The organism is Pseudomonas sp. FW300-N2A2 (assembly GCF_017351735.1).
Taxonomy (GTDB): Bacteria; Pseudomonadota; Gammaproteobacteria; order Pseudomonadales; family Pseudomonadaceae; genus Aquipseudomonas; species Aquipseudomonas migulae.
The window spans coordinates 37900-62216 of the sequence record NZ_JACNDU010000029.1 but is presented as its reverse complement, the minus strand read 5'-3'; the positions used below and the strand labels follow the sequence as shown (position 1 = coordinate 62216).

At 60.9% G+C, this 24317-nt stretch carries 21 protein-coding genes; 18 read left to right on the top strand and 3 right to left on the bottom strand.

What is annotated here, in order from left to right:
- Window positions 1-755: 755 nt before the first annotated feature.
- Complete coding sequence (locus J4E42_RS24815; RefSeq protein WP_008032805.1) at window positions 756-1799, bottom strand: AraC family transcriptional regulator; 1044 nt, start codon at window positions 1797-1799, stop codon at window positions 756-758.
- Window positions 1800-2154: 355 nt separating this feature from the next.
- On the opposite strand from J4E42_RS24815, the gene J4E42_RS24810 reads away from it, so the two are divergent.
- From J4E42_RS24810 to J4E42_RS24780, 7 genes are all read left to right on the top strand, one after another.
- On the top strand, window positions 2155-2721 hold the full coding sequence (locus J4E42_RS24810; RefSeq protein ID WP_008040963.1) for an alpha/beta hydrolase: 567 nt from the start codon (window positions 2155-2157) through the stop codon (window positions 2719-2721).
- A gap of 128 nt (window positions 2722-2849) precedes the next feature.
- Complete coding sequence (locus J4E42_RS24805) at window positions 2850-4853, top strand: DUF1302 domain-containing protein (RefSeq protein WP_207286387.1); 2004 nt, start codon at window positions 2850-2852, stop codon at window positions 4851-4853.
- A 41-nt stretch (window positions 4854-4894) separates the two neighbouring features.
- Window positions 4895-6253: a DUF1329 domain-containing protein gene (locus J4E42_RS24800; RefSeq protein ID WP_008032811.1), complete on the top strand. Its 1359-nt coding sequence runs from the start codon at window positions 4895-4897 to the stop codon at window positions 6251-6253.
- A 97-nt stretch (window positions 6254-6350) separates the two neighbouring features.
- The gene (locus tag J4E42_RS24795; RefSeq protein WP_207286386.1) at window positions 6351-7427 is read left to right on the top strand and encodes a YCF48-related protein; all 1077 of its coding nucleotides are present in this window, start codon (window positions 6351-6353) and stop codon (window positions 7425-7427) included.
- A 16-nt stretch (window positions 7428-7443) separates the two neighbouring features.
- Window positions 7444-9963 (top strand): RND family transporter, encoded by a 2520-nt coding sequence (locus J4E42_RS24790; protein ID WP_192418268.1) that lies wholly within the window; start codon window positions 7444-7446, stop codon window positions 9961-9963.
- A 7-nt stretch (window positions 9964-9970) separates the two neighbouring features.
- Window positions 9971-11749 carry an acyl-CoA dehydrogenase C-terminal domain-containing protein gene (locus J4E42_RS24785; protein WP_207286385.1) on the top strand — a complete coding sequence of 593 codons (1779 nt, stop codon included), beginning with the start codon at window positions 9971-9973 and terminating at the stop codon, window positions 11747-11749.
- A gap of 32 nt (window positions 11750-11781) precedes the next feature.
- Window positions 11782-13425 (top strand): fatty acid--CoA ligase, encoded by a 1644-nt coding sequence (locus tag J4E42_RS24780; RefSeq protein WP_207286384.1) that lies wholly within the window; start codon window positions 11782-11784, stop codon window positions 13423-13425.
- Between the two features lie 157 nt (window positions 13426-13582).
- On the opposite strand, the gene J4E42_RS24775 is transcribed toward J4E42_RS24780, so the two are convergent.
- Complete coding sequence (locus tag J4E42_RS24775) at window positions 13583-13792, bottom strand: hypothetical protein (RefSeq protein WP_207286383.1); 210 nt, start codon at window positions 13790-13792, stop codon at window positions 13583-13585.
- Window positions 13793-14025: 233 nt separating this feature from the next.
- Here J4E42_RS24775 and J4E42_RS24770 point away from each other — a divergent pair, with 233 nt between their 5' ends.
- Both J4E42_RS24770 and J4E42_RS24765 read left to right on the top strand, forming a co-directional pair.
- Window positions 14026-14220: a hypothetical protein gene (locus J4E42_RS24770; protein ID WP_008032821.1), complete on the top strand. Its 195-nt coding sequence runs from the start codon at window positions 14026-14028 to the stop codon at window positions 14218-14220.
- 764 nt (window positions 14221-14984) lie between these two features.
- Window positions 14985-15200 carry a molybdopterin-binding protein gene (locus tag J4E42_RS24765; RefSeq protein ID WP_008032823.1) on the top strand — a complete coding sequence of 72 codons (216 nt, stop codon included), beginning with the start codon at window positions 14985-14987 and terminating at the stop codon, window positions 15198-15200.
- An 8-nt stretch (window positions 15201-15208) separates the two neighbouring features.
- Here the strand turns inward: J4E42_RS24765 and J4E42_RS24760 are convergent, their stop codons facing one another.
- Window positions 15209-16078 (bottom strand): LysR substrate-binding domain-containing protein, encoded by an 870-nt coding sequence (locus J4E42_RS24760; RefSeq protein WP_008032824.1) that lies wholly within the window; start codon window positions 16076-16078, stop codon window positions 15209-15211.
- Window positions 16079-16332: 254 nt separating this feature from the next.
- Here J4E42_RS24760 and J4E42_RS24755 point away from each other — a divergent pair, with 254 nt between their 5' ends.
- The 9 genes from J4E42_RS24755 (at window position 16333) to J4E42_RS24715 (ending at window position 24310) form a co-directional block, all read left to right on the top strand.
- Window positions 16333-17175, top strand: a complete 843-nt coding sequence (locus J4E42_RS24755) for a transporter substrate-binding domain-containing protein (RefSeq protein WP_008041181.1) — start codon at window positions 16333-16335, stop codon at window positions 17173-17175.
- A 61-nt stretch (window positions 17176-17236) separates the two neighbouring features.
- The gene (locus J4E42_RS24750; RefSeq protein WP_207286382.1) at window positions 17237-18088 is read left to right on the top strand and encodes a transporter substrate-binding domain-containing protein; all 852 of its coding nucleotides are present in this window, start codon (window positions 17237-17239) and stop codon (window positions 18086-18088) included.
- Window positions 18085-19503: an FAD-binding oxidoreductase gene (locus J4E42_RS24745; RefSeq protein ID WP_207286381.1), complete on the top strand. Its 1419-nt coding sequence runs from the start codon at window positions 18085-18087 to the stop codon at window positions 19501-19503. The genes J4E42_RS24750 and J4E42_RS24745 overlap by 4 nt, the downstream gene beginning before the upstream one ends.
- Window positions 19500-20711, top strand: coding sequence for an aminotransferase class I/II-fold pyridoxal phosphate-dependent enzyme (locus J4E42_RS24740; protein WP_207286380.1), 1212 nt, complete (start codon window positions 19500-19502; stop codon window positions 20709-20711). Before J4E42_RS24745 ends, J4E42_RS24740 begins: the two co-directional genes overlap by 4 nt.
- A complete protein-coding gene (locus J4E42_RS24735; RefSeq protein WP_207286379.1) occupies window positions 20708-21442 on the top strand; it encodes an amino acid ABC transporter permease in 735 nt (244 codons plus the stop codon). Before J4E42_RS24740 ends, J4E42_RS24735 begins: the two co-directional genes overlap by 4 nt.
- Window positions 21432-22220, top strand: coding sequence for an amino acid ABC transporter permease (locus tag J4E42_RS24730; RefSeq protein WP_207286378.1), 789 nt, complete (start codon window positions 21432-21434; stop codon window positions 22218-22220). Before J4E42_RS24735 ends, J4E42_RS24730 begins: the two co-directional genes overlap by 11 nt.
- On the top strand, window positions 22207-23043 hold the full coding sequence (locus J4E42_RS24725) for an amino acid ABC transporter ATP-binding protein (RefSeq protein WP_207286377.1): 837 nt from the start codon (window positions 22207-22209) through the stop codon (window positions 23041-23043). Before J4E42_RS24730 ends, J4E42_RS24725 begins: the two co-directional genes overlap by 14 nt.
- Before the next feature lie 17 nt (window positions 23044-23060).
- Window positions 23061-23657 (top strand): hypothetical protein, encoded by a 597-nt coding sequence (locus J4E42_RS24720; RefSeq protein ID WP_008032837.1) that lies wholly within the window; start codon window positions 23061-23063, stop codon window positions 23655-23657.
- The gene (locus J4E42_RS24715) at window positions 23654-24310 is read left to right on the top strand and encodes a glutathione binding-like protein (RefSeq protein ID WP_207286376.1); all 657 of its coding nucleotides are present in this window, start codon (window positions 23654-23656) and stop codon (window positions 24308-24310) included. Before J4E42_RS24720 ends, J4E42_RS24715 begins: the two co-directional genes overlap by 4 nt.
- Window positions 24311-24317 lie beyond the last annotated feature (7 nt).

Genomic DNA, 24317 nt, shown 5'->3' with positions numbered 1-24317 from the left:
TGCCGGGTTGCCCACTGCGCAGAACCTGCGCTCGGCCTCTCGAGGGGGCGACCACCGCCACAGCCGCCGAGGCGGCCTGAAAGCCGACCTGGCTCTACGGTCGTGCGCACACTCCCGCACTGTGGTGGCCGCACTAATTTTGGATGTTTGCACATTCCCCTGTAGGAGCCGGCTTGCTGGCGATGGCGTCCGTCCAGCCAATACATACGTTGACTGATCCACCGCTATCGCCAGCAAGCCGGCTCCTACACGGGGATTGGGTTCACACGACTCAAAATTGTAGGAGCCAGCTTGCTGGCGATGGACGTCAACGATAACGCGGGGTGTCTGAATGAACGCGTTGTCCAGACGATTTTCGCCGGCAAGCCGGCTCCTACAGGGAATCGCGTATGCTTTTGACTTTCACCACTCATCAGGCCGAGCGTTAGCTCGCCTTCCGCTTTTGATCTGAGCGCCCCCTCGAGAGGCCGAGCGCAGGTTCTGTGTAGTGGGCAACCCGGCATGGATGCCGGGTTAGCCGCCCCCGGCCATGGATGGCCGATGGCGGCGGGCCCACGGAGCAGGGCCGGAGCGAGGGCATGCCGAGCATTAGCGAGGCACCGAACGAAAGGGGCAAGAGCGCTTGGTTACTTGCCGCTTCTGCAAGTGACTCGCCGTAAGGGCGAAACCATAAGCCGCCGTTACCGCAGCAATGGATATGTACACCTGAAAGAGATTGGTCGGCTGTCTGGCTCACTCCTACAACAGACGCGATATCAGTAGGGTTTGGGTGGGGCAGCGTCCGTCGGGGCTTTTGCCGAACCCTGCTTTTGCACCCGCCACGTCGCCGGTGGCATGCCGAACTGGCTGATGAACCACCGCGTAAACGAACTCGCCATCGAGTAGCCAAGCATGTCGGCAATGCGCCCGAGCGTGTAATTCGGGTTGTCCAGATAACGCAGCACCAGGTCGCGGCGCACATCGTTGATCACATCGTTGAACGCACAGCCATCATCCTTCAGGCGACGTTGCAGGGTGCGAACGTTCATACCCTGGCTCTGCGCGACTTGCTCGATGGTAGCGCGGCCCATGGGCAGCAGCAGGTAGATGGCCTTGCGCACTTCGAACAGCATCGAAGTGCCTTGGTGGCTTTGCAGCGAATCGAGGTAGCTCTGGGCGTAACGGGCCATGGCCGGGTCGGCATTGGCGTTGGTCATGTCCAGGCTGGCACCTGCGCAGACGATGCCGTTGAACTCACTGCCGAACTCCAGGGTGCAGCCGAACAGGCGACGGTGCAGTTGAAGGTTGTCGGGGGGCTGGTGGGTGAAATTGACGCTGTAGGGATGCCAGTGAGAGCCGAGCAGGGCGGCGCACAGTCGGAACATCACGCCGATGGCAAGCTCGGTGGCCTGTCGACTGGGCATCGGCGAGTCGGTGACCACCTCTTCGCGAATGATCACCATCTTGCCGGCCTCTTCAATGAAGATGGCCAGCGAATCATTCATCAAGTGCCGGTAATGCACCACCACCTGCAAGGCATCACGCAGCGTGCGCTGATGGCTGAGCAGCAGGCTGACCACGCCGAAGTCCGAGAGCTGGCGCGACTCGGCCATGCTCAGGCCAAAGTTCTGGCAGCCGCTGGCGGCGGCTGAATCCTCCAGCAGACGCACGGCGGCATCGATGGGAATGCGATGTTCAGGGGCTTGCAGCAGGGCTTTGCTCAAGCCGACGCCGGCCAGTACATCGCGCGGGTTGAACCCCAGGTACTGAGTAACCTCCAGGTAGTTGGTCAAGACGGCGGCGCGAACAAGCTTGGGCATGCGAAGGTCTTTCCTGGGCCGGTTGCGATTCAGATGAGCGTGGCGACTATATCCAGCACATCAGCGATTGAACAGTTGTGATGTTGTCGAGGGCGCTCGCCAGTTTCTGTCCGCAATCACCTCCGTTGTCGTGGAGCAATCGACGCACACCCATTGATTACAGTGAGCTGCAGAGAACCTGTGGGGATTTTCGACCAGTGGTCGGCGCGCGCCAATACCTGGAAATCTGTCATGAAAAGAAAAGTGCCTGACGTCCAATGAAAAGCGCCTGGGGTGGGCGCTCTTTAATGTCAGTCCTACAAAAAGCCCCTGGCCACAGAGCCAGTCGAGTCATCGAGAAAGCGTAGGTGCTGAAGTGGACAAACTGCAAACTGCCGCAACCGTTCTGATCGTACCGGGCCTGCGCGAGCACGTTGCCGAACATTGGCAGACGTTGCTTGAAGCCAGGCTGAGCAAGGTACGTAGTGTGCCGCCGCAGGAGACCGACAAGCTCGATTGCAACAAGCGCGTGCAAGCGATCCAGCACGCGCTGGAGCAGATCGACGGGCCGGTGATCCTGGTCGCCCATAGCGCCGGCGTACTGATGGTCGCGCACTGGGCCGCTCAGTACCGCCGGCCGATCAAGGGCGCGCTGCTGGCTGCTCCACCTGACCTCGATGCCCCTTGGCCGTCAGGCTACCCATCGCCTGAAACCCTGCGTAGCCAGGGTTGGGATCCTCTACCCAAAGGGCCGCTGCCATTTCGCAGCCTGGTGGCCGCCAGTACCAACGACCACCTCGCCAGCCTGGAAGCCGTTACGCACCTGGCTGAAGGCTGGGGCAGTGAGCTACTCAATCTGGGCGATGTCGGTCATCTCAATCCTGCTGCCGGGTACGGGCACTGGCCGCAAGCCGAAGCCCTCATCCTCGAGCTGGATCGCTAGTTCAGGCGCCGGTTGGCTCGCGCCATCCGGCATTTGCCCTCACTCCTGAAAAACGCAAACCCCTGGAACAAGAGGGTGCGCGAGGGCGGCTGCGCTTAAAACAAATACAAAATGGCGGAGACAACGCAATGCACAACAATAAGAGTCACGGGTTCACCGCTTCACGCTACACCTTGCTGGCCTCAGCCATTCTCGCGGCAACGGTGCCGATGGCCCATGCGGCAGAGATCGAGACAGGTAACCCGGACTGGACCGTTCGCCTGGATAACACCATCAAGTACAACTATGGCGTGCGCACCGAAAGCGCGGACAAACGCATGTTGGGCACGCCGAACAACAACGACGGCGACTACAACTTCCGCAAGGCCGGGACCAACATCACCAACCGCGTCGACCTGTTGACCGAGATGGACGTGGTGTACCAGAACCACATGGGTTTTCGCGTCAGCGCCGCCAGCTGGTACGACAAGGCCTACGAGAACACCGGTTCCAATTCGAACCCGTTCGTCAACGGCAACGGTTCAACCTCGGGCCTGGTCGCCAACGACCCGCGCCTGGCCGGGGTCACCAATGACAACGTCGGCAACGGCAGCCCGCACCTGAGCAACTATGCCCAGCGTTACTACACCGGCCCGTCCGGTGAAATCCTCGACGCCTTCGTGTTCTACAGCACCGAAGTGGGCGAGGAGTCGATGCTGAGTTTCAAGGCTGGCCAGCACAACGTGTTCTGGGGCGAGACCATTCTCAACCCGGTGCATTCGATCAGCTACGGCCAGTCCGGCCTGGACCTGGCCAAGCTGGCCGCGTCGCCGGGTACCGAAGCCAAGGAGCTGTTCGTTCCGCGCAATCAGCTGTCGATGTCCTTCACGATCAATCCCGAACTGACCGTGGCCGCCCAGTACTTTCTCGACTGGGACGCCGCACGCCTGCCGGAAGCCGGCACCTACTACGGCGGCTCCGACCTGGTCGGTTTCGGCGCGCAGTCGTTCCTGCTGGGTAACACTAATGCTGTCGTGCCTGGCAGCCCTCTGGGTTGCGGCCTGGCGCCGTGCAACGGCTTGACCAACGTGCGTCGCGGGCATGACCTGACGCCGGACAAGCGCGGCGACTGGGGCCTCATGGCCAAGTGGTCGCCGGCCTGGCTGGACGGCACCCTCGGCGTTTACTACCGCGAAACCTCGGAAATCCTCCCGCAAGCCTGGCTGGATGCCCGAGGCCTGAGTTCGGCCAACCCCAACGGCACCCGGCCGGCAGGGCAAGTGCCCGCGGTGATCAATACGCTCAACTCGCTGAGCACCGCCACCTATCAAATGGCCTATGCCGACAACATCAAGATCGTTGGCCTGAGCCTGTCCAAGGATGTGGGCGGGGTGAGCGTGGGTTCGGACCTGAACATTCGTCACAACATGCCGCTGGCGAGTATTCCGGCAATTGTCAGCACTAACAGTCCGCTGGGCCTGGGCGCGGGTCTTGGCCTGTTGCCGGCGCGTACGGCTGCCACCGGTGTGGTTTATGACACCCCGCAGAAGGGCGACAGCATGGCCGCCACCGGCGACACCTTGCACTGGACGCTCAACGGTCTGATGACCATTGCCAAAACGCCTGTATTCGATTCGGCAACCCTGCTTGGCGAGTTGTATTACAGCAACCTGCTCAAGCTCGATAGCAAGAACGAGGCGCTCTACAAAGGCAAGGGCACCTACCGCGGTATCGACCAGCCAACCCGGGACAACTGGGGCATCGCGGTCAACTTCACACCGACCTGGTACCAGGTGTTTCCCGGTGTCGACCTCAACGCGCCGATGTCCATCAACGTCGGTCTCGATGGCGTTTCACCGGTCTCCGGTGGCGGTGCCAAAGACACCGGTAACTACGCCATCGGTCTCGGGGCCGTTGTGTACAACAAATACTTTGTCGACCTGAAGTACGTGGACTCTTTCGGCAAGACCGACAAGTGCAATGTCAGCGGTGTGAGTACCGGCCCGACCGGAGGTGACGGCGCTGCGCCGAACGCCTTTAGCGGTAACGAAAACTACGCCTGTTTCGCCGGTGGCTACTCGGCCTTTTCCGGTGGTGGTGCAACGACTGAGGACCGTGGCGCCGTTTACCTGACGATGAAAACCACTTTTTGATTCAACACTGATTTGCTCAATGCAAGCAGGAGAATAACAAGATGAAATTCGCAAAAACCGTGTTGGCCGCTTCGCTGGCCATGGTCCTGGCCGCTCAGGCACAGGCCGCTGTTTCAACCCAGGACGCTGCCAAGTTGGGCAGCAGCCTGACCCTGGTGGGCGCCGAAAAGGCCGGGAACGCTGATGGTTCCATCCCAGCCTACGACGGTGGCCTGACCACGCCGCCGGCCAGTTTCAAATCCGGTGACAGCATGCGCCCGGATCCGTATGCCAGCGAAAAACCGTTGCTGGTGATCGACGGTAAAAACGTCGATCAGTACAAGGGCATGCTCAGTGCTACCACGGTGGAACTGGCCAAGCGTTTCCCGACTTACCGTGTCGATGTATACCCGACCCACCGCACCGTTTCGCTGCCAAAAGCCATCCTCGATAACGGCGTGAAGAATGCCAGCGGCGCCAAGTCCCTCGAAGGCGGTCTGGCCATCGATAACGTGCTGCCGGGCGTGCCATTTCCGATCCCGCAATCGGGCAGCGAAGCGATGTGGAACTTCCTGCTGCGCTATCAAGGCGTGAGCATCAACTCCAAGTACGACTCCTGGAACGTTGACTCCGCCGGCGTGCCGAGCCTGGCCACCACCGGGCAGGCATTCATCTCCTACCCGATCTACGAAAACCTAGCGCAACCGATCAGCAGCGCCGACGTGTACTACCAGATGAAGCTGTCGTACACCGGCCCTGCACGCCGGGCCGGTGAAGCGGTGATGCTCAAGGACGCCGCTAACCCGCTGCAGCAACCGCGCCGCGCCTGGCAGTACCTGCCGGGTCAGCGTCGGGTCAAACTGGCACCGAACCTGGCTTACGACACGCCTAACCCAGGCACCGCCGGCGCGGGCACCTACGACGACGTTTTCGTATTCAACGGCGCGCTGGACCGTTACGACTGGAAGCTGGTGGGCAAGCAGGAAATGATTGTGCCCTACAACACCTACAAGCTGACCTACGCCCAGGATCCGAAGTCGCTGACCACCGCCAATCACCTGGCACCGGACTTCGTGCGCTGGGAAAAACACCGCGTCTGGGTGGTGGAGGGCAACCTCAAGGCCGGCTCCCGCCACATTTATCAGAAGCGCCGCTTCTACCTTGATGAAGACAGCTGGACCGCTCTGGCCTCGGATCAATACGACGCTCGTGGTCAGTTGTACCGTGGCTCCTTCGCCTTCCTCAGCCAGAGCTACGACAAGCAGGTCCCGGACTCCACGCCCTTCATGATTTACGACCTGGTCGGTGGTTCTTACAACATCAACGGCGTGGTCGGGCCTTATGGCGGCATCAAGTACATCGATCCGCTTTCCAAGGCCCAGTGGTCTTCGGAATCCCTGGCCGGCAGCGGCATTCGCTAAGCCAACCGCAAAAAAGCGCCTACAAGGTCCACCGCTCACAAGGCGGTGGACCGTGCGCCGACGGCGTGGGCGCCAGGTTTTCCGAAGAGGACGCGGTATGTGTTCGTATAAGAATTATTTGCAGGTGGCGTTTGGCGTTGTGCTCGGCCTGTTGCAGGGCGTCACCCTCGCGGCTGATTACGTCGATGTGCTGGACCTGCCCGCCAGGGTCAGTGCCTTGGCCATCAACAGTCCGTTGTCCGGCATGGCTCGCGCCGGTGAACGCGTGGTCGCCGTCGGTCAGCGTGGCCATATTCTGTTTTCCGATGATGCCGGCAAGCACTGGCAGCAGGCAGCGGTACCGGTCAGTGCCGATCTCACGGCGGTGAATTTTCCGACCACCACCCAAGGTTGGGCGGTGGGCAACGACGGTGTGGTGCTGCACAGCAGCGACGCCGGCGCGACCTGGCAAAAGCAACTCGACGGCCGTCAGATCGGCGCCTTGCTGGTCAAGCATTACACGGCGTTGGCCAGTGCCGAGCCGGGCAATGAACAATGGCCGTTGCTGGTTGCCGAAGGCCAGCGGTTGATCGAGCAGGGCGCAGACAAACCGCTGCTCGACACATGGTTCGCCAACGACAAAGTCGGTTATGTGATCGGCGTGTTCAACCTGATCCTGCGCACCGAGGACGGTGGCCAGAGCTGGACGCCTTTTCAGGATCGCACAGACAACCCGCAAGGTTTCCACCTCAACGCCATCGCTTCCACCGGCGACGCGTTATACATCGCCGGCGAACAAGGCCTGTTGCTCAAATGGGATGAGCACACCCAACGCTTTACCGCCGTGCCGACGCCGTATCAAGGCAGCTTTTTCGGCGTGCTCGGCAAGCCTGGCGAAGCGCTCGTCTATGGCCTGCGCGGCAACGTCCTGCGCAGCACCGATGGCGGCCAAAACTGGACGGCACTCGACACCGGCCTGCACGTCAGCATCACCGCTGGCCTGATCGATGCCCGTGGCGACTACCGTCTGTTCACCCAGGGTGGGCAGATGCTGGTCAGCCAGGGCACGGGCGCGCAATTGCACCTGTTGCGCCAACCGGTGCCGACCCCGGTCGCCGGTGTTACCCAGTCCGCCGCTGGTGCGTTGGTGGTCGCGGGCAGCCGTGGCGCCCAGACGCTAGCCCTCGAACCCTAAGAGCGAGAACCCAGACATGGGCAATATCAAACAAGACGCCATGCCGGTAATCCGCGACCTGCGGGATTTCGACCAGCACTCCGGCAACCTCCTCGAACGGTGGGTGTTCAACTATCGGCCGCTGTTCATGCTGCTGATGGCACTGGCCACCGTGGTGCTGGGCTTCATGGCCGTGACACGCCTGGAGCTGCGCCCAAGCTTCGAAAAAATGATTCCGCAGAGCCAGCCGTACATCCAGAATTTCCTGGAAAACCGCCAGTCGCTGCGTGGCCTGGGCAACTCGGTGCGCGTGGTGGTCGAGAACACCCAGGGTGATATTTTCGACCCCGCTTACCTTGACGTACTCAAGCAGGTCAACGACCAGCTGTTCCTCACTGAAGGCGTCGACCGCGCGTGGATGAAATCCCTGTGGAGCCCGGCGGTGCGCTGGACCGAAGTCACCGAGGATGGTTTCCAGGGTGGCCCGGTGATGCCCGATACCTATTCCGGCCAGCCTGAACAAATCGAACAACTGCGCCAGAACATCTCCCGCGCCGGTCTGGTCGGCAGCCTGGTGGCCAGTGACTTCAAGTCGAGCATGCTGATCGTGCCGCTGCTGGACAAAGCCGCCGCCGGTGGTCAGCCCATCAACTATCACGCGTTCTCGCAGATGCTCGAAGAGCAGTTGCGCGACAAGATCGAATTCGCCGGTGACAGCGCGGCGCGCAAATCCGGGGAAGAGGGCAAGGGCCAATACAAGGTTCGGGTAATCGGCTTCGCCAAACTGATGGGCGACCTGATCGATGGCCTGATTCAGGTGATGATGTTTTTCGGCCTGGCGGTCATCACTTCGCTGGCGATCATCTATGCCTACACCCGTTGTGTGCGCAGTACGTTGCTGGTGGTCGGCTGCTCGCTGATTGCGGTGGTCTGGCAACTGGGTATCGTCGCCTGGCTCGGTTATGCCATCGACCCGTACTCGGTGCTGGTGCCGTTTTTGATCTTCGCCATTGGTGTGTCCCACGCCGCACAGAAGATGAACGGCATCATGCAGGACATCGCCCGAGGCACTCACAAACTGATCGCCGCGCGCTATACCTTCCGCCGCCTGTTCATCGCCGGCGTCACCGCGTTGCTGGCTGACGCCGTGGGTTTTGCGGTGCTGATGCTGATCGACATACCGGTGATCCAGGACCTGGCGATCACCGCCAGCATCGGCGTCGCCGTGCTGATCTTCACCTCGCTGTTGCTGATGCCGGTGGCGCTGTCCTATGTCGGTGTTGGCGCCAAGGCTGCCGAACGCGCGCTGAAAATCGACACCCGCGCCGAACACCACAAGGGCTTCGGCAAACTCTGGGACCTGCTCGACCGCTTCACCACCGCCAAGTGGGCGACCGGCGCAGTATTGGTCGCCGTGCTGATGGGCATCGGCGGCTTCATGGTCAGCCTCAACCTGAAGATCGGCGATCTCGAAAGCGGTGCGCCGGAGCTGCGTGCCGACTCGCGCTACAACCGCGACAACGCCTACATCACCCAGCATTACGCGCTGTCCAGCGACCTGTTTGCGGTGATGATCAAGACTGCGCCGGAAGGCTGCCTGAACTACAAGACGTTGGTTCTTGCCGATCGTTTGGCCTGGGAGCTGCAACAGTATCCAGGCGTGCAGGCGACGACCTCGCTGGTCAACGCCGTGCGGCAGATCACTGCCGGCACCTATGAAGGCAACCCCAAGCTCAACAGCATCCAGCGTAACCAGGACGTGCTCAACTACGCCGCGCAGCAGGCTTCGGTCAACTCGCCTGAGCTGTTCAACAACAACTGCTCGCTGATGCCGGTGATCACGTTCCTCAAGGATCACAAGGCTGAAACGCTGGATGCGGTGGTGGCGATTGCCGACAAGTTCGCCAAGGAAAACAGCACCGAAGATCGTCAGTTTCTGTTGGCGGCCGGCAGCGCGGGCATCGAAGCAGCGACCAACATCGTCGTGCGCGAAGCCAATCGCACCATGTTGCTTTACGTCTACGCGGCAGTGACGCTGTTTTGCCTGATCACCTTCCGCAGCTGGCGCGCCACGCTGGTGGCGTTGTTGCCGCTGGTACTGACCTCGATCCTCTGCGAAGCGCTGATGGTCGCCATGGGGATCGGCGTAAAGGTTGCGACCTTGCCGGTGATCGCCCTCGGCGTGGGCATCGGTGTTGACTACGCCTTGTACCTGCTCAGCGTGCAACTGCACTTCCAGCGCCAGGGTTTGCCGCTGTCCCAGGCCTACCGCAACGCGGTGTCCTTCACCGGCCGGGTGGTCGGGCTGGTGGGCATCACCCTGGCGGCTGGCGTGGTGTGTTGGGTCTGGTCGCCGATCAAGTTCCAGGCCGACATGGGCATCCTGCTGACCTTCATGTTCCTGTGGAACATGCTGGGTGCGCTGGTGCTGATTCCTGCCCTGTCTTATTTCCTGTTGCGCGAACGGGCGCTGGCGCCCGGCCCTGTTGCGCAAGCCGACAACACCGAAATCTCTCAACGTCCGGGCATGCCTCATGCCCTGACCACTTCCGAGTAAGCCAACGATGTCTGATTACAAAGCTCCTTTGCGTGACATGCACTTCGTACTCAACGAGGTTTTCCAGGTGTCCCGGTTGTGGGCCAAATTGCCTGGCCTGGCCGAGGTGATCGATGAAGAAACGGCCGCCGCGATCCTCGAAGAAGCCGGCAAGATCAGCGCCGAAGTGATTGCACCGCTGAACCGCAGCAGCGATGAACAAGGCTGCACCTGGAGCAATGGCTCGGTGACGGCACCGGATGGTTTTTCCGCCGCCTACAAGGCTTTTGCCGAAGGTGGCTGGGTAGGCGTAGGTGGCGATCCACGGTTCGGTGGCATGGGCATGCCCAAGGCCATTTCGGCCCAGGTCGAAGAGATGGTCAATTCGGCCAGCCTGTCCTTCGGCCTGTACCCGATGCTGACGGCCGGCGCGTGCCTGTCGATCAATGCTCACGCCAGCGAAGTACTGAAAGCCACCTACTTGCCGAACCTGTACGACGGCACCTGGACCGGCTCGATGTGCCTGACCGAAGCGCATGCCGGCACAGACCTGGGCCTGATTCGCACCCGTGCCGAACCTCAGGCCGACGGCAGTTTCAAGATCAGCGGCAGCAAGATATTCATCACCGGCGGTGAGCACGACCTGACCGAAAACATCATTCACCTGGTACTGGCGCGCTTGCCGGATGCACCCGCGGGACCGAAAGGCATTTCGCTGTTCCTGGTGCCCAAGGTACTGGTCAATGCCGATGGCTCGCTGGGCGAGCGCAACTCGCTGTCCTGTGGTTCCATCGAGCACAAGATGGGCATCAAGGCCTCCGCCACGTGCGTGATGAACTTTGACGGCGCCACCGGCTGGATCGTCGACGCACCTAACAAAGGGTTGGCGGCGATGTTCACCATGATGAATTACGAACGTCTGGGCGTGGGTATTCAGGGCCTTGCGCAAGGCGAACGCTCTTACCAGAACGCCGTCGAATACGCCCGTGACCGTCTGCAAAGCCGTTCGCCGAGGGGCGCGCAGAACAAGGACAAAGCCGCCGATCCGATCATCGTTCACCCGGATGTACGCCGGATGCTGTTGACCATGAAGGCCTTGAACGAAGGCGGTCGGGCGTTTTCCAGCTACGTGGCCCTGCAGCTGGATACCGCCAAATACAGCGAAGACGAGTCAATCAGCAGCCGCGCCCAGGAACTGGTGTCGCTTCTGACCCCTGTGGCCAAGGCGTTCCTCACCGACATGGGGCTGGAAACCACCGTGCATGGCCAGCAGATCTTCGGCGGCCATGGCTATATCCGCGAATGGGGCCAGGAGCAATTGGTTCGCGATGTGCGCATCACCCAGATCTACGAAGGCACCAACGGTATCCAGTCACTGGACCTGGCCGGGCGCAAAATCGTCGGCAGCGGCGGGGCGCTCTACCGGCTGTTCGCTTCGGAAATCCGCAACTTTACCGCCAATGCCTGCGCTGACCTCGGCGAGTTCACCAGACCGTTGAACGCCGCCGTCGACACCCTCGACGAACTGACCGCATGGTTGCTGGACCGAGCCCAGAACAACCCGAATGAAATCGGCGCGGCTTCGGTCGAGTACCTGCACGTGTTCGGCTACACCGCGTACGCCTACATGTGGGCGCGAATGGCCAAAGCCGCCATGAGCACGCATTCCAAGGACGCGTTCTATGTCAGCAAACTGGCCACTGCACGCTTCTACTTCGCCCGTCTGCTGCCACGTATCCACTCGTTGAGCGCGTCGGCCAAGGCTGGCAGCGAATGCCTCTATAAATTGGATGCAGAGCAGTTCTGAGCTCACGTAAAAAAGGACCGGGAACCACAACCATGATGGCGACAAAAATAATTCCGCCCGCCGACGGCGCCTACGCCTATCCCTTGCTGATCAAGCAATTGTTGTTGTCCGGCGTGCGCTATGAGCCGGGCCGGGAAATCGTGTATGCCGACAAGCTGCGCTACAGCTACCAGACGCTCAACCAGCGGATACGCAAGCTGGCCAACGCCTTGACCGCTGCCGGCGTCAAGGCCGGGGACACGGTGGCCCTGCTTGACTGGGATAGCCATCGCTACCTGGAATGTTTCTTTGCCGTGCCGATGATCGGCGCGGTGCTGCACACCGTGAACATCCGTCTTTCGCCGGATCAGGTGCTCTTCACCATGAACCATGCCGAGGACGACCTGGTGCTCGTGCATGACGATTTCCTGCCTCTGGTTGAACAGATTCAGGGGCAGCTCAACACCGTCAAAGGTTACTTGCAGCTTACGGACGACACAGCCACTCCCACGTCGCTGCCGGTGCTGGGGGAATATGAAAACCTGTTGGCCGGGGCCGCAGACCAGTACGACTTTGCCGATTTCGATGAAAACTCGGTGGCGACCCTTTTCTACACCACGGGCACTACCGGCGACCCTAAAGGCGTGTATTTCACCCACCGCCAATTGGTCTTGCACACCTTGAATGCCGTGGGCACTTTGGGCGTCTACCAGGGGTTGCCGCTGCTGCGCTCCGATGATGTCTACATGCCGATCACACCGATGTTTCACGTGCACGCCTGGGGTGTGCCCTATGTCGCCACCCTGATGGGCATCAAGCAGGTGTATCCCGGCCGCTACGAGCCCAACAGCCTGGTCAGGCTGTATCGAGAGGAGAAGGTCACGTTCTCCCACTGTGTGCCGACCATTCTGCAAATGATCCTGAACTGCGAGGAAGCGCAACGGACTCGTTTTGATGGCTGGAAAATGCTCCTGGGCGGCAGCGCGCTGACCTTGGGCATCGCCAGTGAAGCGAGTGCCAAAGGTATTCAGGTACACAGCGGTTACGGCATGTCGGAAACCTGCCCGTTGCTGTGCCTGACTTACCTGCGCGACGAAGACCTCGCACAATCCACGCAAGCCCAACTGGTTACCCGCATCAAGACTGGCACAACCGTACCGATGGTCGACCTGAAAATCATCGATGCCAATGGCAATGAAGTTGTCCATGACGGAGAGTCCCTGGGCGAGATTGTGGTGCGCGCGCCTTGGTTGACCCAAGGCTATTTGAAGGAGCCTGAAAAGGGGGCAGAGCTTTGGCACAACGGCTGGCTGCACACCGGCGACATGGCCTCCATTGACCCTTTGGGAGGGGTGGAAATCAAAGATCGAATCAAGGATGTGATCAAGACGGGCGGGGAGTGGATCAGCTCCCTGGAACTGGAAAGCCTGATCAGCGAACACCCGGCCGTCATGTCGGTCGCGGTCGTGGGCATTGCGGACGAGCAATGGGGCGAACGGCCGATGGCGCTGGTGGTGTGCGAGCCTGGGCAATACCTCGACCGCAAGATGCTGGAGGTGCACCTGCAAGGGTTTGTCGAGCGTGGCCGTATCAATAAATGGGCGATCCCCAAGCGGTTCAGGTTCGTCGCCGAGATCCCTAAAACCAGCGTCGGGAAGATTAACAAGAAGCTCATCCGGGAAAGCGAATCGAGCTGAAAGGCGCGGCAGATACTACGTCAACCCTGACCACTGATCGCGAAGTCCGCTGTTTCATATCCGTCAAAGGGGATCATGCATCCAGATGCTTGATCCCTTTTTTCGTTTCAGGTCTGCGTAAACGTCGCGGCGATGTCGTTGAATCTGTCGCAATAGCTCAAGGCAAATAGCCCACAGCCTGGGCGAGGTGGTTGTCCTGCCCGGCAACGATGAGGTGCATGGGCACATGGGGTTGCTCATCAACAACGGAAGTGACCTCAAACCCACCCACTACCAGCGGCTGTCGCTCACACATTTCGGTCGACTCTCCCGCCAGTTTTTTCGCCATTTTCGCGTGGTTCGCTGCGATTTCGTTGAGAGTTGACACGTTACATCTCCGGGTAAAAGACCCAGCGCATGGCTGGCGTCCAAAATATTGATTTGATGGTTGTCGCGTCAGAATTACGTCGTTTCCGGGCGATTACGACCGGCGATTGCAATCCCTGCGCCAGAGGCTGTGGCAATTCTTTGTCGCGTCTACATTAGCGACGAATGGTGACATTTGGATGTGCTTGAATCGGGCGTAAACTGGCAGTGCTACTTCATCAGGAGGAGCCGGAGATGATTGCCGACCGAATGACCGCACAGACGTCCGCGGACAAAGCTGTCTGGGATCAATATTTTTGCGCTGCGCTGATTGCGGAAAGCAATCTGACGGCGCCGGTTGTAGGAGGGGCCACTCATGAGGACAGGCAGAATCTGTTGATTGAAAGAGCCAAGGCGCTCGCCGACAAAATGATGGATACGCGCCAGTGAATGGAAACACATGCCTGTTCAATACCTCGGCCCAACCTCTTCAGGTTGGGCTTTTTCATGCCTGTCTCAACCCGACGTAAACCCACTCCCGAACACCCCCGCGATTTTGTAGGAGCCAGGCTTGCCGGCGAAGGCGCCCGCCAGATCGCCATCGCCGGCAAGCCGGCTCCTACAGGTTTTTAGCGTGAACCCCAATCCCGAATCCCCCGCGATGTTGTAGGAGCCAGGCTTGCCGGCGAAGGCGTCCGCCAGATCGCCATCGCCAGCAAGCCGGCTCCTACAGGTTTAGCGTGAACCCCCCAATCCCGAACACCCCCGCGATGTTGTAGGAGCCAGGCTTGCCGGCGAAGGCGTCCGTGAAATCGCCATCGCCAGCAAGCTGGCTCCTACAGGTTTGGCGAGCCCCCCCCCAATCCCGAATCCCCCCGCGATTTTGTAGGAGCCAGGCTTGCCGGCGAAGGCGTCCGCCAGATCGCCATCGCCAGCAAGCCGGGCTCCTACAGGTTTGGCGTGAACCCCAATCCCGAATCCCCCCGCGATTTTGTAGGAGCCAGGCTTGCCGGCGATGGCGTCCGTGAGATCGCCATCGCCAGCAAGCTGGCTCCTACAGGGTTGGCGTGCGCTGCAAATGCGGGCGAGGTCTTATATTTCTAAAAGATATAAATAGATAATTATATATTCCTTTTAATGTTGTTCCGGGAAGTGCACTTTGGGCGCCTGCACATCCGTTCGGATGCGTTCGACATCACACAGGAAGCCGCATCATGACCATCAAAGCGATCAACGTTCGCAACCAGTTCAAGGGTGTCATCAAGGAAATCGTCGAAGGCGAAGTGGTCTCGGAAATCGATGTGCAAACCGCTTCCGGGATCGTCACTTCGGTGATTACCACCCGCTCGGTGCGCGACCTCGAATTGAGGGTGGGCAGCGAAGTCATCGCCTTCGTCAAATCCACCGAGGTATCGATTGCCAAGCTCTGAATCGACGTTCAAGAAAACGACAGGCCCTGGCTCGCGCGGATCAGGTCATAGGCCTTGCGCGCGATCAGGTTGGCGGTGTTAGGCCGGATCCACAGGTAGTAAGTGACGTCCGGCAGTCGCGGCAATCCATCATTTTCACCCAGCACACGCATGTCCGGGCCGAGCATTTCCATGCTTCGGGGGGTGACCCCCAGTCCCGCGCGTGTCGCCGCTTTAATGCCGATCAGGTTCGACGCCAGGTACGCCTGACGCCAGGGAATGTTCGCGCGTTCCAGCGCTTCCAGCGCATAGCGTCGATAGATGCTCGGCTCATCCACGAGAATCAGCGGCAAGGGTTCGCCGGGGTTGTGCAGGTATTGCGCCGAGCAAATCCACCACACCGGCGAGGTGCGCAAGGCAAAGCCTTCGAGGTTCGGGTCTTCGCGAGTGGAAATCACCATGTCGACCTTGCCCCGATGCAGGTCTTCCATCAGGAACGGGCTGCGACCGACGTCGATTTCCAGACGCAAGCGCGGTGCCGAGCGAGCGATGTGGCTGAGGATCGGCGGCAGGATCGTGTCGGCGATGTCATGGGGCGACCCGATGCGCAACACACCGCTCAAGCTGCTTTCACGCAGGGAACTCAAGGCCTCGTCGTTAAGCGAGAGCATCTGTCTGGCGTGGCGCAGCAACTGCAGCCCGGCTTCCGTCAGTTGTTTTTGCCGCCCGCGTTTCTCGAACAGATTCACCCCAACCTGTTGCTCCAGGCGTTGCATGTGTTGGGTGACTGACGATTGCGTGCGGTCCAGTTGCGCGCCGGCCTCGGCAAAACTGTGGTGATCCACTACCGCGATGAAAGTGCGCAGCAATTCGAGGTCAAGCGTGGGCAGGGTCGACATGGGCGTTTCCAGGGCTGTTTTTACATCACGAGTTTAAACATAAGCATAAAGAACGTTTATGTATTTTTGCTGAGTTATTTAGAGACACATGGTTAATGCTCAGTAATTGCTGGGTTTATAGCCATTTCGGTATTCAGGCTTAAACGCCAAGTTATAACGATATTAGATATTTGAATTTCCGTTACGCCAACGCTGTACCTAGGATCCCCCACATCAGGTCGGGGGACGCCGATCATCCATGAGGGGGAAAAACCATGTTGTTCGAGCGCACACCTGTAAAACGAATATTGCCTGTGATGTTGGGCGCCCTGGTCTCACTGGCCGCCAGCACGGCTGCCCAGGCTGACGCGACGCTGGACAAGATCGAGCAGCGTCATGCGCTGGCGGTCGGCGTGCTGTTGTCGGGCGGCCCGTTTGGCGGGATTGATCCGGCTACCCAGAAGCCACGCGGCTTGAACGTCGAACTCGCTCAGGAACTGGGTCGCCAGTTGGGCGCTGAAGTGGAACTGGTGCCTGTCTTGCCGGCCAACCGCGTGCAGTTTTTGCAGCAGGGCAAAGTCGATTTGCTGATCGCCAACATGGAATGGACGGCGGAACGCGGCGAGATTCTCGGTTTTGTGCCGACGCCGTTTTACCGGGTCGGGGGCACCGCGGCGGTGCTCAAGGACAGCAAGATCAGCCGTTGGGAAGACCTCAAGGGGCAGCCGGTCTGCACTTCGCAAGGCAGCAGCTACGTCAAGCCGCTCACCGAGTTGGGTGTCGAGATCAAAGCCTTCAAGAGCTCGTCGGAATCCTTGCTGGCGTTGCGCGGCAATAACTGCGTCGCCGCAGTGCACGACGCCACGCTGGTCAATCCGTTGATCGCCGACAGTGCCGAATGGAAAGACTACCGGGCGATCTCCCCGGAACTGAACCCGGCGCCTTCGGTGATCTGGACCCGTCGTGGCGAAAGCGACACCCAGGCCAGGCTCGACCCGATCGTCAAGGAACTGCACCGCAGCGGCTGGCTGATCGAGGCGCAGACCCGCAACCACATCACGCCCGCGTCACCGGCGCTGGTCGAGTTGCAAAAGAAGTTTCAGGCCAACGGCGCCTGATTCAACTCATCGTCTTCACTACGCCGGCGCATTGCGCGACGGCTGTTCAAGGTAGTCGCGCATGAATCGCTATTTATCCGTAAAAAACCTGTCCTCGCTGTGCCTGGCCGGCGCTGTCGTGTTGGGCGCGAACCTGGCTCAAGCCGATGCCACGCTGGACAAGATCGAGCAGCGCCACGCCATCAGTGTCGGGGTGATTCTCAGCGGGCCGCCGTTCGGCACCATCGACCCGAAGACGGGCGAGCACCTGGGCTACAACGTCGAACTGGCCAAAGGCGTTGCCAAGGCCTTGGGCGTCGAAGCCAACACTGTCTCGGTCCTGGCGCCGAACCGCGTGCAGTTTTTGCAGCAGGGCAAGGTCGACATCCTGATCGCCAACATGCAGTTCACCGACGAGCGCGCCGAGATCCTCGATTACGTGCCCACGCCTTATGAAGAGGTGGGCGGCGCGGCGTTGATTCGCAAAGGCTCGGGCATTACCCAATGGGCCGACCTCAAGGGCAAGCCGGTGTGCGTGTCCCAGGGCAGCAACTTCATCAAGCCGTTGCAGGAAACCTACGGCGCCGAGATCAAGGCGTTCCGCAGCCAGTCCGAGTCGTTGTTGTCGCTGCGCGGCAATGGCTGCGTGGCGGCGGTGCATGTCAGCCCGACCATGCATGCGTTGTTGAGCGATGCCGAGTGGGCCGGTTATGAAATCCCGCTGCCGGGTGATTTGATCCCCTCCAACTCGGTGATCTGGTTGCGCAAAGGCGAGCACGATACCCAGACGAAACTCGATGCCATCGTGCGCGACTGGCACCGCAGTGGCTGGCTGATCGAACTGGGCGAACGCACCGGCATGGCGCCGTCTCAGGCCCTGCGTGACTTGCACGAAAAATATCGCAACGCCGCGCCGCTGGCGGTGCTTCCGTGAGTCTGTTCGCAGACTTGCAGCAACTGCTCGGCGCCAGCCATGTGCAGAGCAGCGAAGAGGCCGCGCCGTACCTGACCGATAAACAGGGCCGTTACGTCGGCCAGGTCATTGCCGCCGTGCACCCGGCCAATACCGAAGAAGTCGCGGCAGTGGTCCGCGCCTGCGTGGCCACCGATACACCTGTGGTGGTGCAGGGCGGCAACACCGGGCTGATGGGCGGCGCCACCCCGGACGCTAGCGGCCGTGCGGTGTTGCTGTTGCTGGATCGTCTGAACCGGGTGCGCGTCGTGGACACCGACAACGACACGCTGACCGTCGAAGCCGGCTGCATTCTGCAAAACGTGCAGGACGTCGCCCGTAAGGCCGGTCGCTTGTTTCCTCTGAGCCTGGGCGCCGAAGGCAGTTGCACGATTGGTGGCAATCTCGGCACCAATGCCGGCGGTACCGCCGTGTTGCGCTACGGCAATACCCGCGAGCTGACGCTGGGGCTGGAAGTGGTGACCGCCGAGGGTGAAATCTGGAATGGCCTGCGCGGTCTGCGCAAGGACAACACCGGTTATGACCTGCGCGACCTGTACATCGGCAGTGAAGGCACCCTCGGCATTATCACCGCCGCCACGCTGAAACTGTTCCCGCTGCCCAAGGCGCAAGCCACGGCGTTGCTGGCCTTCGACTCGCTGGCGCAAGCGGTGCAATTCCTGTCCCATGCCCGCGCCGGGTTTGGCGCCAGCCTCACCGCTTTCGAACTGCTCAGTGCCGATTGCCTGGCGCTGCTGCGCGAGCAATTTCCCGAGGGACCGCAACCTTTTCTCGGTGTCAGCCAACCCTGGTTCGCGTTGCTGGAACTCTCGGATAACCACAGCGAAACTCACGCCCGCGAAGCCTTTGAAGTGGTGCTCGGCGATGCGTTCGAAAAGGATTTGCTGGCCAATGCGCTGATCGCCGAAAGCCTCGCACAAAGTGAAGCGCTGTGGCTGTTGCGCGAAAACATGAGCGAGGCGCAGAAACGTGCCGGCCGCAACATGAAGCACGACATCTCGGTGCCGATTTCCCAGGTCGTGGCGTTCGTCAGCCACACCGATGCGCTGTTGCAGGCGCACTTTCCCGGTGTCCGGCATTTCACCTTCGGCCATCTGGGCGACGGCAACCTGCATTACAACGTCGCTCATCCGCTGGATTCGACGGTGGATGCGCACATGGCGAACTACGCGGCGCTCAGCCTGCTGGTTCACGACAGCGCCCATGCCCACGGCGGCTCGATCAGCGCCGAACACGGCATCGGCCAACGCAAGCTGGGCCTGCTGGATCGCTACAAAAGCCCGGTGGAGCTGGATCTGATGCGGCGCATCAAGCAAGCGCTGGACCCGAAAAACCTGCTCAATCCGGGCAAGGTCTTGGAGGTTGCCCAGCCATGACGCTAAGACTTTCCAGGCGTGTGCAGCGTGTGTCCTTGTCGGCCAACGCCGCCGCCAAATCCCGTGCTACCGAGTTGCGCGAAGCCGGTCGTGACATTCTCGACCTGACCACCGGCGAGCCGGATTTCGACACGCCTGAACACATCAAGCAGGCGGCATATGCCGCCATCGCCGCCGGTGCCACCAAGTACACGCCGACGCCGGGCGTGAAGGCTTTGCGACTTGCCGTGCAACGCAAGCTCCAGCGCGAAAACGCCCTGGAGTATTCGCTGCCCTCCATCGTGATTGCCAACGGTGCCAAGCAAATCATCTTCAACGCCTTTGCCGCGACCCTCGACGAGGGCGATGAAGTGCTGGTGCCCACGCCGTACTGGCCGTCGTTTCCGGACAGCGTGCGTTTCAACGGTGGCGAGCCGGTGTTTATCGAATGCGGTCTGGAGCAGGGCTGCAAGCTGACAGCCGCGCAACTGGAGCAACACATCGGCGAGCGCACGCGCTGGTTGATCCTCAACGGCCCCGGCAATCCCAGCGGCGCGGTTTACAGCGCGGCCGAGTTGCAGGCGCTCGCCGAGGTGCTGCGCCGTCATCCGCAGGTGTTGATCCTGCTGGATGAACTCTATGAGCACATCCGTTTTGACGGTCAGCCGCCGCAGAGCCTGCTCAATGTCGCGCCGGATCTGCAAGCTCGCTGCCTGTTGGTTGGTGGTGTGTCCAAGACCTACGCAATGACCGGCTGGCGCATCGGTTTCGGTGCCGGGCCGCAAGTGTTGACCAGCGCAATGGCGGTCGTGCAGTCGCAGTCGACTTCCGGGGCTTCCTCGGTGGGGCAAGCGGCTGCATTGGCGGCCTTTGACGGAGGGCTGGATTTCCTGCCCGAGCAAGTGGCGGCTTATCAACTGAGAAGGGATGTGTTGGTGAGCACGTTGCGCGACGTAGACGGTCTCGAAGTGCTTGAGCCTCAGGGCGGATTCTTCGTGTTCGTACGCTGCGCCGGGTTGCTGGGGCGTTATCGTCCTGACGGCGTGCGCCTGAACAGCGACGCCGACGTCGTCGCCTATTTGCTGGAGGAAGGGGTGGCTGGCGTAGCGGGCAGTGCCTATGGCCTGTCGCCGTGGTTCCGCCTGTCCATCGCCACCGCGACCGACAGCGTGGCTGAAGCCGGACGCCGCATTGCCCGGGCCTGCGCGCAACTGCGGGGTACGGCATGAGTCACTGGCTGGAGCTTTTCGTCCACTGGAGCGCCGGGTTCGGCCTGAGCTACAGCTTTCTGCTGGACGCCTACCAACGCGGCACCTTGGTGCAGGGCGCGCTGACCACGGTGCTGTTGTGCCTGTTCACCATCGTCGGCAGTTTGCTGGCCGGCGTGGGATTGGCGGCGATGCTGACGTCGGGCAAGCCGTGGCTGGCGAAGCCGGCGCGGGTGTTCGTCGAAGTCACCCGCAACACGCCGACGCTGGTGCAGCTGTATTGCGCCTTCCTGGTGCTGAACATGTTGCTGACCCAGGCCGTCGGCGCGGCGAACCCGCTGACGCCGTTCGCCTGGGTGGTGATCGTGATCTCGCTGCACAAGGGCGCATTCCATGCCGAGGCCTTGCGAGCCGGCATCGAGGCGGTGCCGGGCGTGACGCTGGAAGCGGCCAGTTCCCTGGCGTTCAACGCTCGGCAGTTGTTGTGGAACGTGCAACTGCCGCTGGCCTTGCGCTTCGCCTTGCCATCGCTGATCAACAACCTGATCGACCTGGTGAAAATGACCGCCGTCGCCTCGGCGATTGCCGTGGGCGATATCACCTACGCGTCGATCATGATCTGGACCCAGAGCGATAACGTGCTGGAACTGATGATCCTGATTCTGAGCTTTTTCGGTCTGCTGAGTTTTATCGTCAATTGTGTGGGGCGCTACCTGGAAGCGCGCCTGAGGATGCCCGGCTATGGCCATTGAATCGTCCGTCACCGCACCGGTGACCTGGCCACGGCGGCACGTCGGCAAATTGTTGCTGCTGATCTGCGTTGTGCCCGGGTTGCTGTGGTTGGCCCCGCAAAGCCCGGTGCTCAAGGCGCTGCTGCAATGGTCGCCAGCCCTGGCCGTGGGCTTCGGGCAAAACATTCTGATCAGTCTGGTCGCCATCGCGCTGGGGTCGGTGCTGGGGTTGCTGGTGGGTGCACTGGCGTTGTCGCCGCTGCGTCTGCTGCGTTTCCCGGCACGGATCTGGGTGCAGATTTTCCGCAATGCGCCGTGGCTGGTGCTGATCTATTTCACCACCTATGTGTTCCCGTTCGAGATCAAGATCGGCAGCGCCTACGTCTCGTTCCCCGACTGGGTCAAGGTGACCATTGGCCTGGCCTTGCCGGCAAGTGCCAATGTCGCGGAAATCTTCCGTGGCGCCATCGCTTCGATCCCGAGCACGCAGTGGGAAGCGGCCCGTTCGCTGGCGTTCACACGTGGGCAGATTTTCCGCTCGATCATCCTGCCGCAGTGCTTCAAACGCATGTTGCCGCCGTGGATGAACCTGTATGCGGTGATCACCATGGGCACGGCGCTGGCCTCGCTGGTGGGTGTGCATGACGTGATCGACACCGCGCAGATCGCCAGCAACACCGTAAACATGACCGGCTTCACCGTGGTGATTTACCTGAGCCTGCTGGTGCTGTTCTTCGCTTATTGCTACCCGATTTCCCGTCTCACCCAACGCCTGGAGCGACGTTATGCCTTCTACTGAAACCGTCGCCGAGCCTCTGGTCAGCCTGCGCGATCTGCACCTGTCGTTCGCCAATAATCCGGTGCTCAAAGGCATCGACCTCGACGTTCATCGTGGGCAGGCGGTGTCGATCATCGGCCCGTCCGGTTCCGGCAAATCGACCATCCTGCGCTGCATCACCGGGTTGTTGCAGCCCCAGCGCGGCAGCATCCGCGTCGGCACCACCGAGGTGCACACGCTGGCGCAGGAAGCCCAGCGCATCGAGTTGCGCAAGCGCGTGGGGTTTGTCTTTCAGCAGTACAACCTGTTCCCGCATTTGTCGGTGCTGGAGAACCTGGTGATTGCGCCGCGCAAGGTGTTGGGGCGCAGCCGCATCGAGGCCGAAAAAGAAGCGCGTGCCCTGCTGGCGAAAGTGCGCATGGAGCACAAGGCCGATGCCTATCCGGGGCAACTGTCCGGCGGCCAGCAACAACGTGTGGCGATAGCCCGGGCGCTGGCGATGCGCCCGGAATTGATCCTGTTCGATGAAGTGACCTCGGCCCTTGACCCGGAAACCGTCGGCGAAGTGCTGACGGTGATTCGCGAGCTGACCGAAGAGGGCATGACCTGCGTGCTGGTCACCCATGAAATGCGCTTCGCTGAAGAGATCAGCGACATCGTCTACTTCACCGAAAACGGCGTGATCGTCGAGCACGGCAGCGCCGCACAGATTTTCCAGCACCCGAGCAGCGAGCGCACCCAGGAATTCCTGCGCCATGCCTTGGGTGATCCGGGACGCCGTCCCGCCGTTGCCAACGATCCGTATCTGCTGACCAACCTGGGTCGCTACAGCCTGTCCGTCTAATACCGAGGAGCCTGTCCATGAGTACCGAAAACCGTGCCGCCGTCATCGAGGATTTCCTGAAGAAAATCCGCGTCATCAACCAACGCGGCGTCGACCGCGCCGCGCTGGTGGAGATCGTCTCCCTGCTGGAAGCCCTGGCCGAGCGCCGCGATCTGTTCAATTTCGACGCTTTTCCCGCGCCAGTGCCGGGGCAGGGCAGCACCGCGTTTCGCTATCGTCTGAATGACGACGGCGACACGCCGACGCTGTACCTGAACTCGTTGTTGCCGGGCAAAAGCACGCTCCCGCACAACCATGAAACCTGGGCGATCATCAGCGCCGTCGAAGGCCAGGAGATCAACTACGTCTATGGTCGTGATGACGAAGGTCGCGAGCCAGGTTTCACCACTTTGCATCTGCAAAAGGAAGTGATCGTGCAACCCGGCACGTCGATTTCGTTTCTCGGTGAAGACCTGCACGGCATTCGCGTTGAAGGCGAGAGTGCGACCTTGCATTTCCATCTCTACGGCTTGCCGCTGGAATCGCTCAACGGTCGTTACGGCGTCGAAGCGGACGGGCGCATTCTCAATTACAACGCCTCGCAAATGGCGCCGTCGATCAAGGCCTACGCATGATCGATTTGTACTACTGGCCGACCGGCAACGGTTTGAAGATCGGCATCCTGCTTGAAGAACTTGGGCTGGATTACCGGGTGGTGCCGATCAATATCCGTGAGGGCGAGCAGAAGCAGGTGGCGTTCCAGCGGATCAGCGCCAATGGGCGGATCCCGGCGATTGTCGACCATGCACCCGAGGGTTTGAGCGAGCCGCTGAACCTGTTCGAATCCGGCGCCATTCTCAATTACCTGGCCGATAAGGCCGGGCGTTTTCTGCCGCCGGCCGGCAGTGTCGAGCGGCAGAAAGTCCAGGAGTGGCTGTTTTGGCAGGTGGGGCATATCACGCCGTACCTGAGTCAGTTGCAGGTGTTCAAGGAGAAGGCGCCGCAGCCGATTCCGTTCGCCCTCGACCTGCTCAATGCCGAAGCGACGCGGTTGTATCGGGTGCTGGAAACGCGCCTGGCTGACGTGCCGTATGTGGCGGGCGAGTACTCCATTGCCGACATGGCGATTTTCCCGTGGATCCAGCCGCAACGTCAGGGCCAGGACCTGGCGGACTTCCCGCACATCCACGCCTGGCGCGAACGCCTCAAGGCACGGCCGGCGATTCAGCGTGCGTATGCGAAGGGCCGCGACGTGGCGGCCAATGAGCGCTCTCTGGCGCTTCAATAATTTCTTT

Excerpts from the sequence above, each read along its gene's own strand:
- J4E42_RS24815 (WP_008032805.1), bottom strand. The coding sequence starts at position 1,799 with ATGCCCAAGCTTGTTCGCGCCGCCGTCTTGACCAACTACCTGGAGGTT.
- J4E42_RS24805 (WP_207286387.1), top strand. The coding sequence starts at position 2,850 with ATGCACAACAATAAGAGTCACGGGTTCACCGCTTCACGCTACACCTTG.
- J4E42_RS24800 (WP_008032811.1), top strand. The coding sequence starts at position 4,895 with ATGAAATTCGCAAAAACCGTGTTGGCCGCTTCGCTGGCCATGGTCCTG.
- J4E42_RS24795 (WP_207286386.1), top strand. The coding sequence starts at position 6,351 with ATGTGTTCGTATAAGAATTATTTGCAGGTGGCGTTTGGCGTTGTGCTC.
- J4E42_RS24790 (WP_192418268.1), top strand. The coding sequence starts at position 7,444 with ATGGGCAATATCAAACAAGACGCCATGCCGGTAATCCGCGACCTGCGG.
- J4E42_RS24785 (WP_207286385.1), top strand. The coding sequence starts at position 9,971 with ATGTCTGATTACAAAGCTCCTTTGCGTGACATGCACTTCGTACTCAAC.
- J4E42_RS24780 (WP_207286384.1), top strand. The coding sequence starts at position 11,782 with ATGATGGCGACAAAAATAATTCCGCCCGCCGACGGCGCCTACGCCTAT.
- J4E42_RS24770 (WP_008032821.1), top strand. The coding sequence starts at position 14,026 with ATGATTGCCGACCGAATGACCGCACAGACGTCCGCGGACAAAGCTGTC.
- J4E42_RS24765 (WP_008032823.1), top strand. The coding sequence starts at position 14,985 with ATGACCATCAAAGCGATCAACGTTCGCAACCAGTTCAAGGGTGTCATC.
- J4E42_RS24760 (WP_008032824.1), bottom strand. The coding sequence starts at position 16,078 with ATGTCGACCCTGCCCACGCTTGACCTCGAATTGCTGCGCACTTTCATC.
- J4E42_RS24755 (WP_008041181.1), top strand. The coding sequence starts at position 16,333 with ATGTTGTTCGAGCGCACACCTGTAAAACGAATATTGCCTGTGATGTTG.
- J4E42_RS24750 (WP_207286382.1), top strand. The coding sequence starts at position 17,237 with ATGAATCGCTATTTATCCGTAAAAAACCTGTCCTCGCTGTGCCTGGCC.
- J4E42_RS24740 (WP_207286380.1), top strand. The coding sequence starts at position 19,500 with ATGACGCTAAGACTTTCCAGGCGTGTGCAGCGTGTGTCCTTGTCGGCC.
- J4E42_RS24735 (WP_207286379.1), top strand. The coding sequence starts at position 20,708 with ATGAGTCACTGGCTGGAGCTTTTCGTCCACTGGAGCGCCGGGTTCGGC.
- J4E42_RS24730 (WP_207286378.1), top strand. The coding sequence starts at position 21,432 with ATGGCCATTGAATCGTCCGTCACCGCACCGGTGACCTGGCCACGGCGG.
- J4E42_RS24725 (WP_207286377.1), top strand. The coding sequence starts at position 22,207 with ATGCCTTCTACTGAAACCGTCGCCGAGCCTCTGGTCAGCCTGCGCGAT.
- J4E42_RS24720 (WP_008032837.1), top strand. The coding sequence starts at position 23,061 with ATGAGTACCGAAAACCGTGCCGCCGTCATCGAGGATTTCCTGAAGAAA.
- J4E42_RS24715 (WP_207286376.1), top strand. The coding sequence starts at position 23,654 with ATGATCGATTTGTACTACTGGCCGACCGGCAACGGTTTGAAGATCGGC.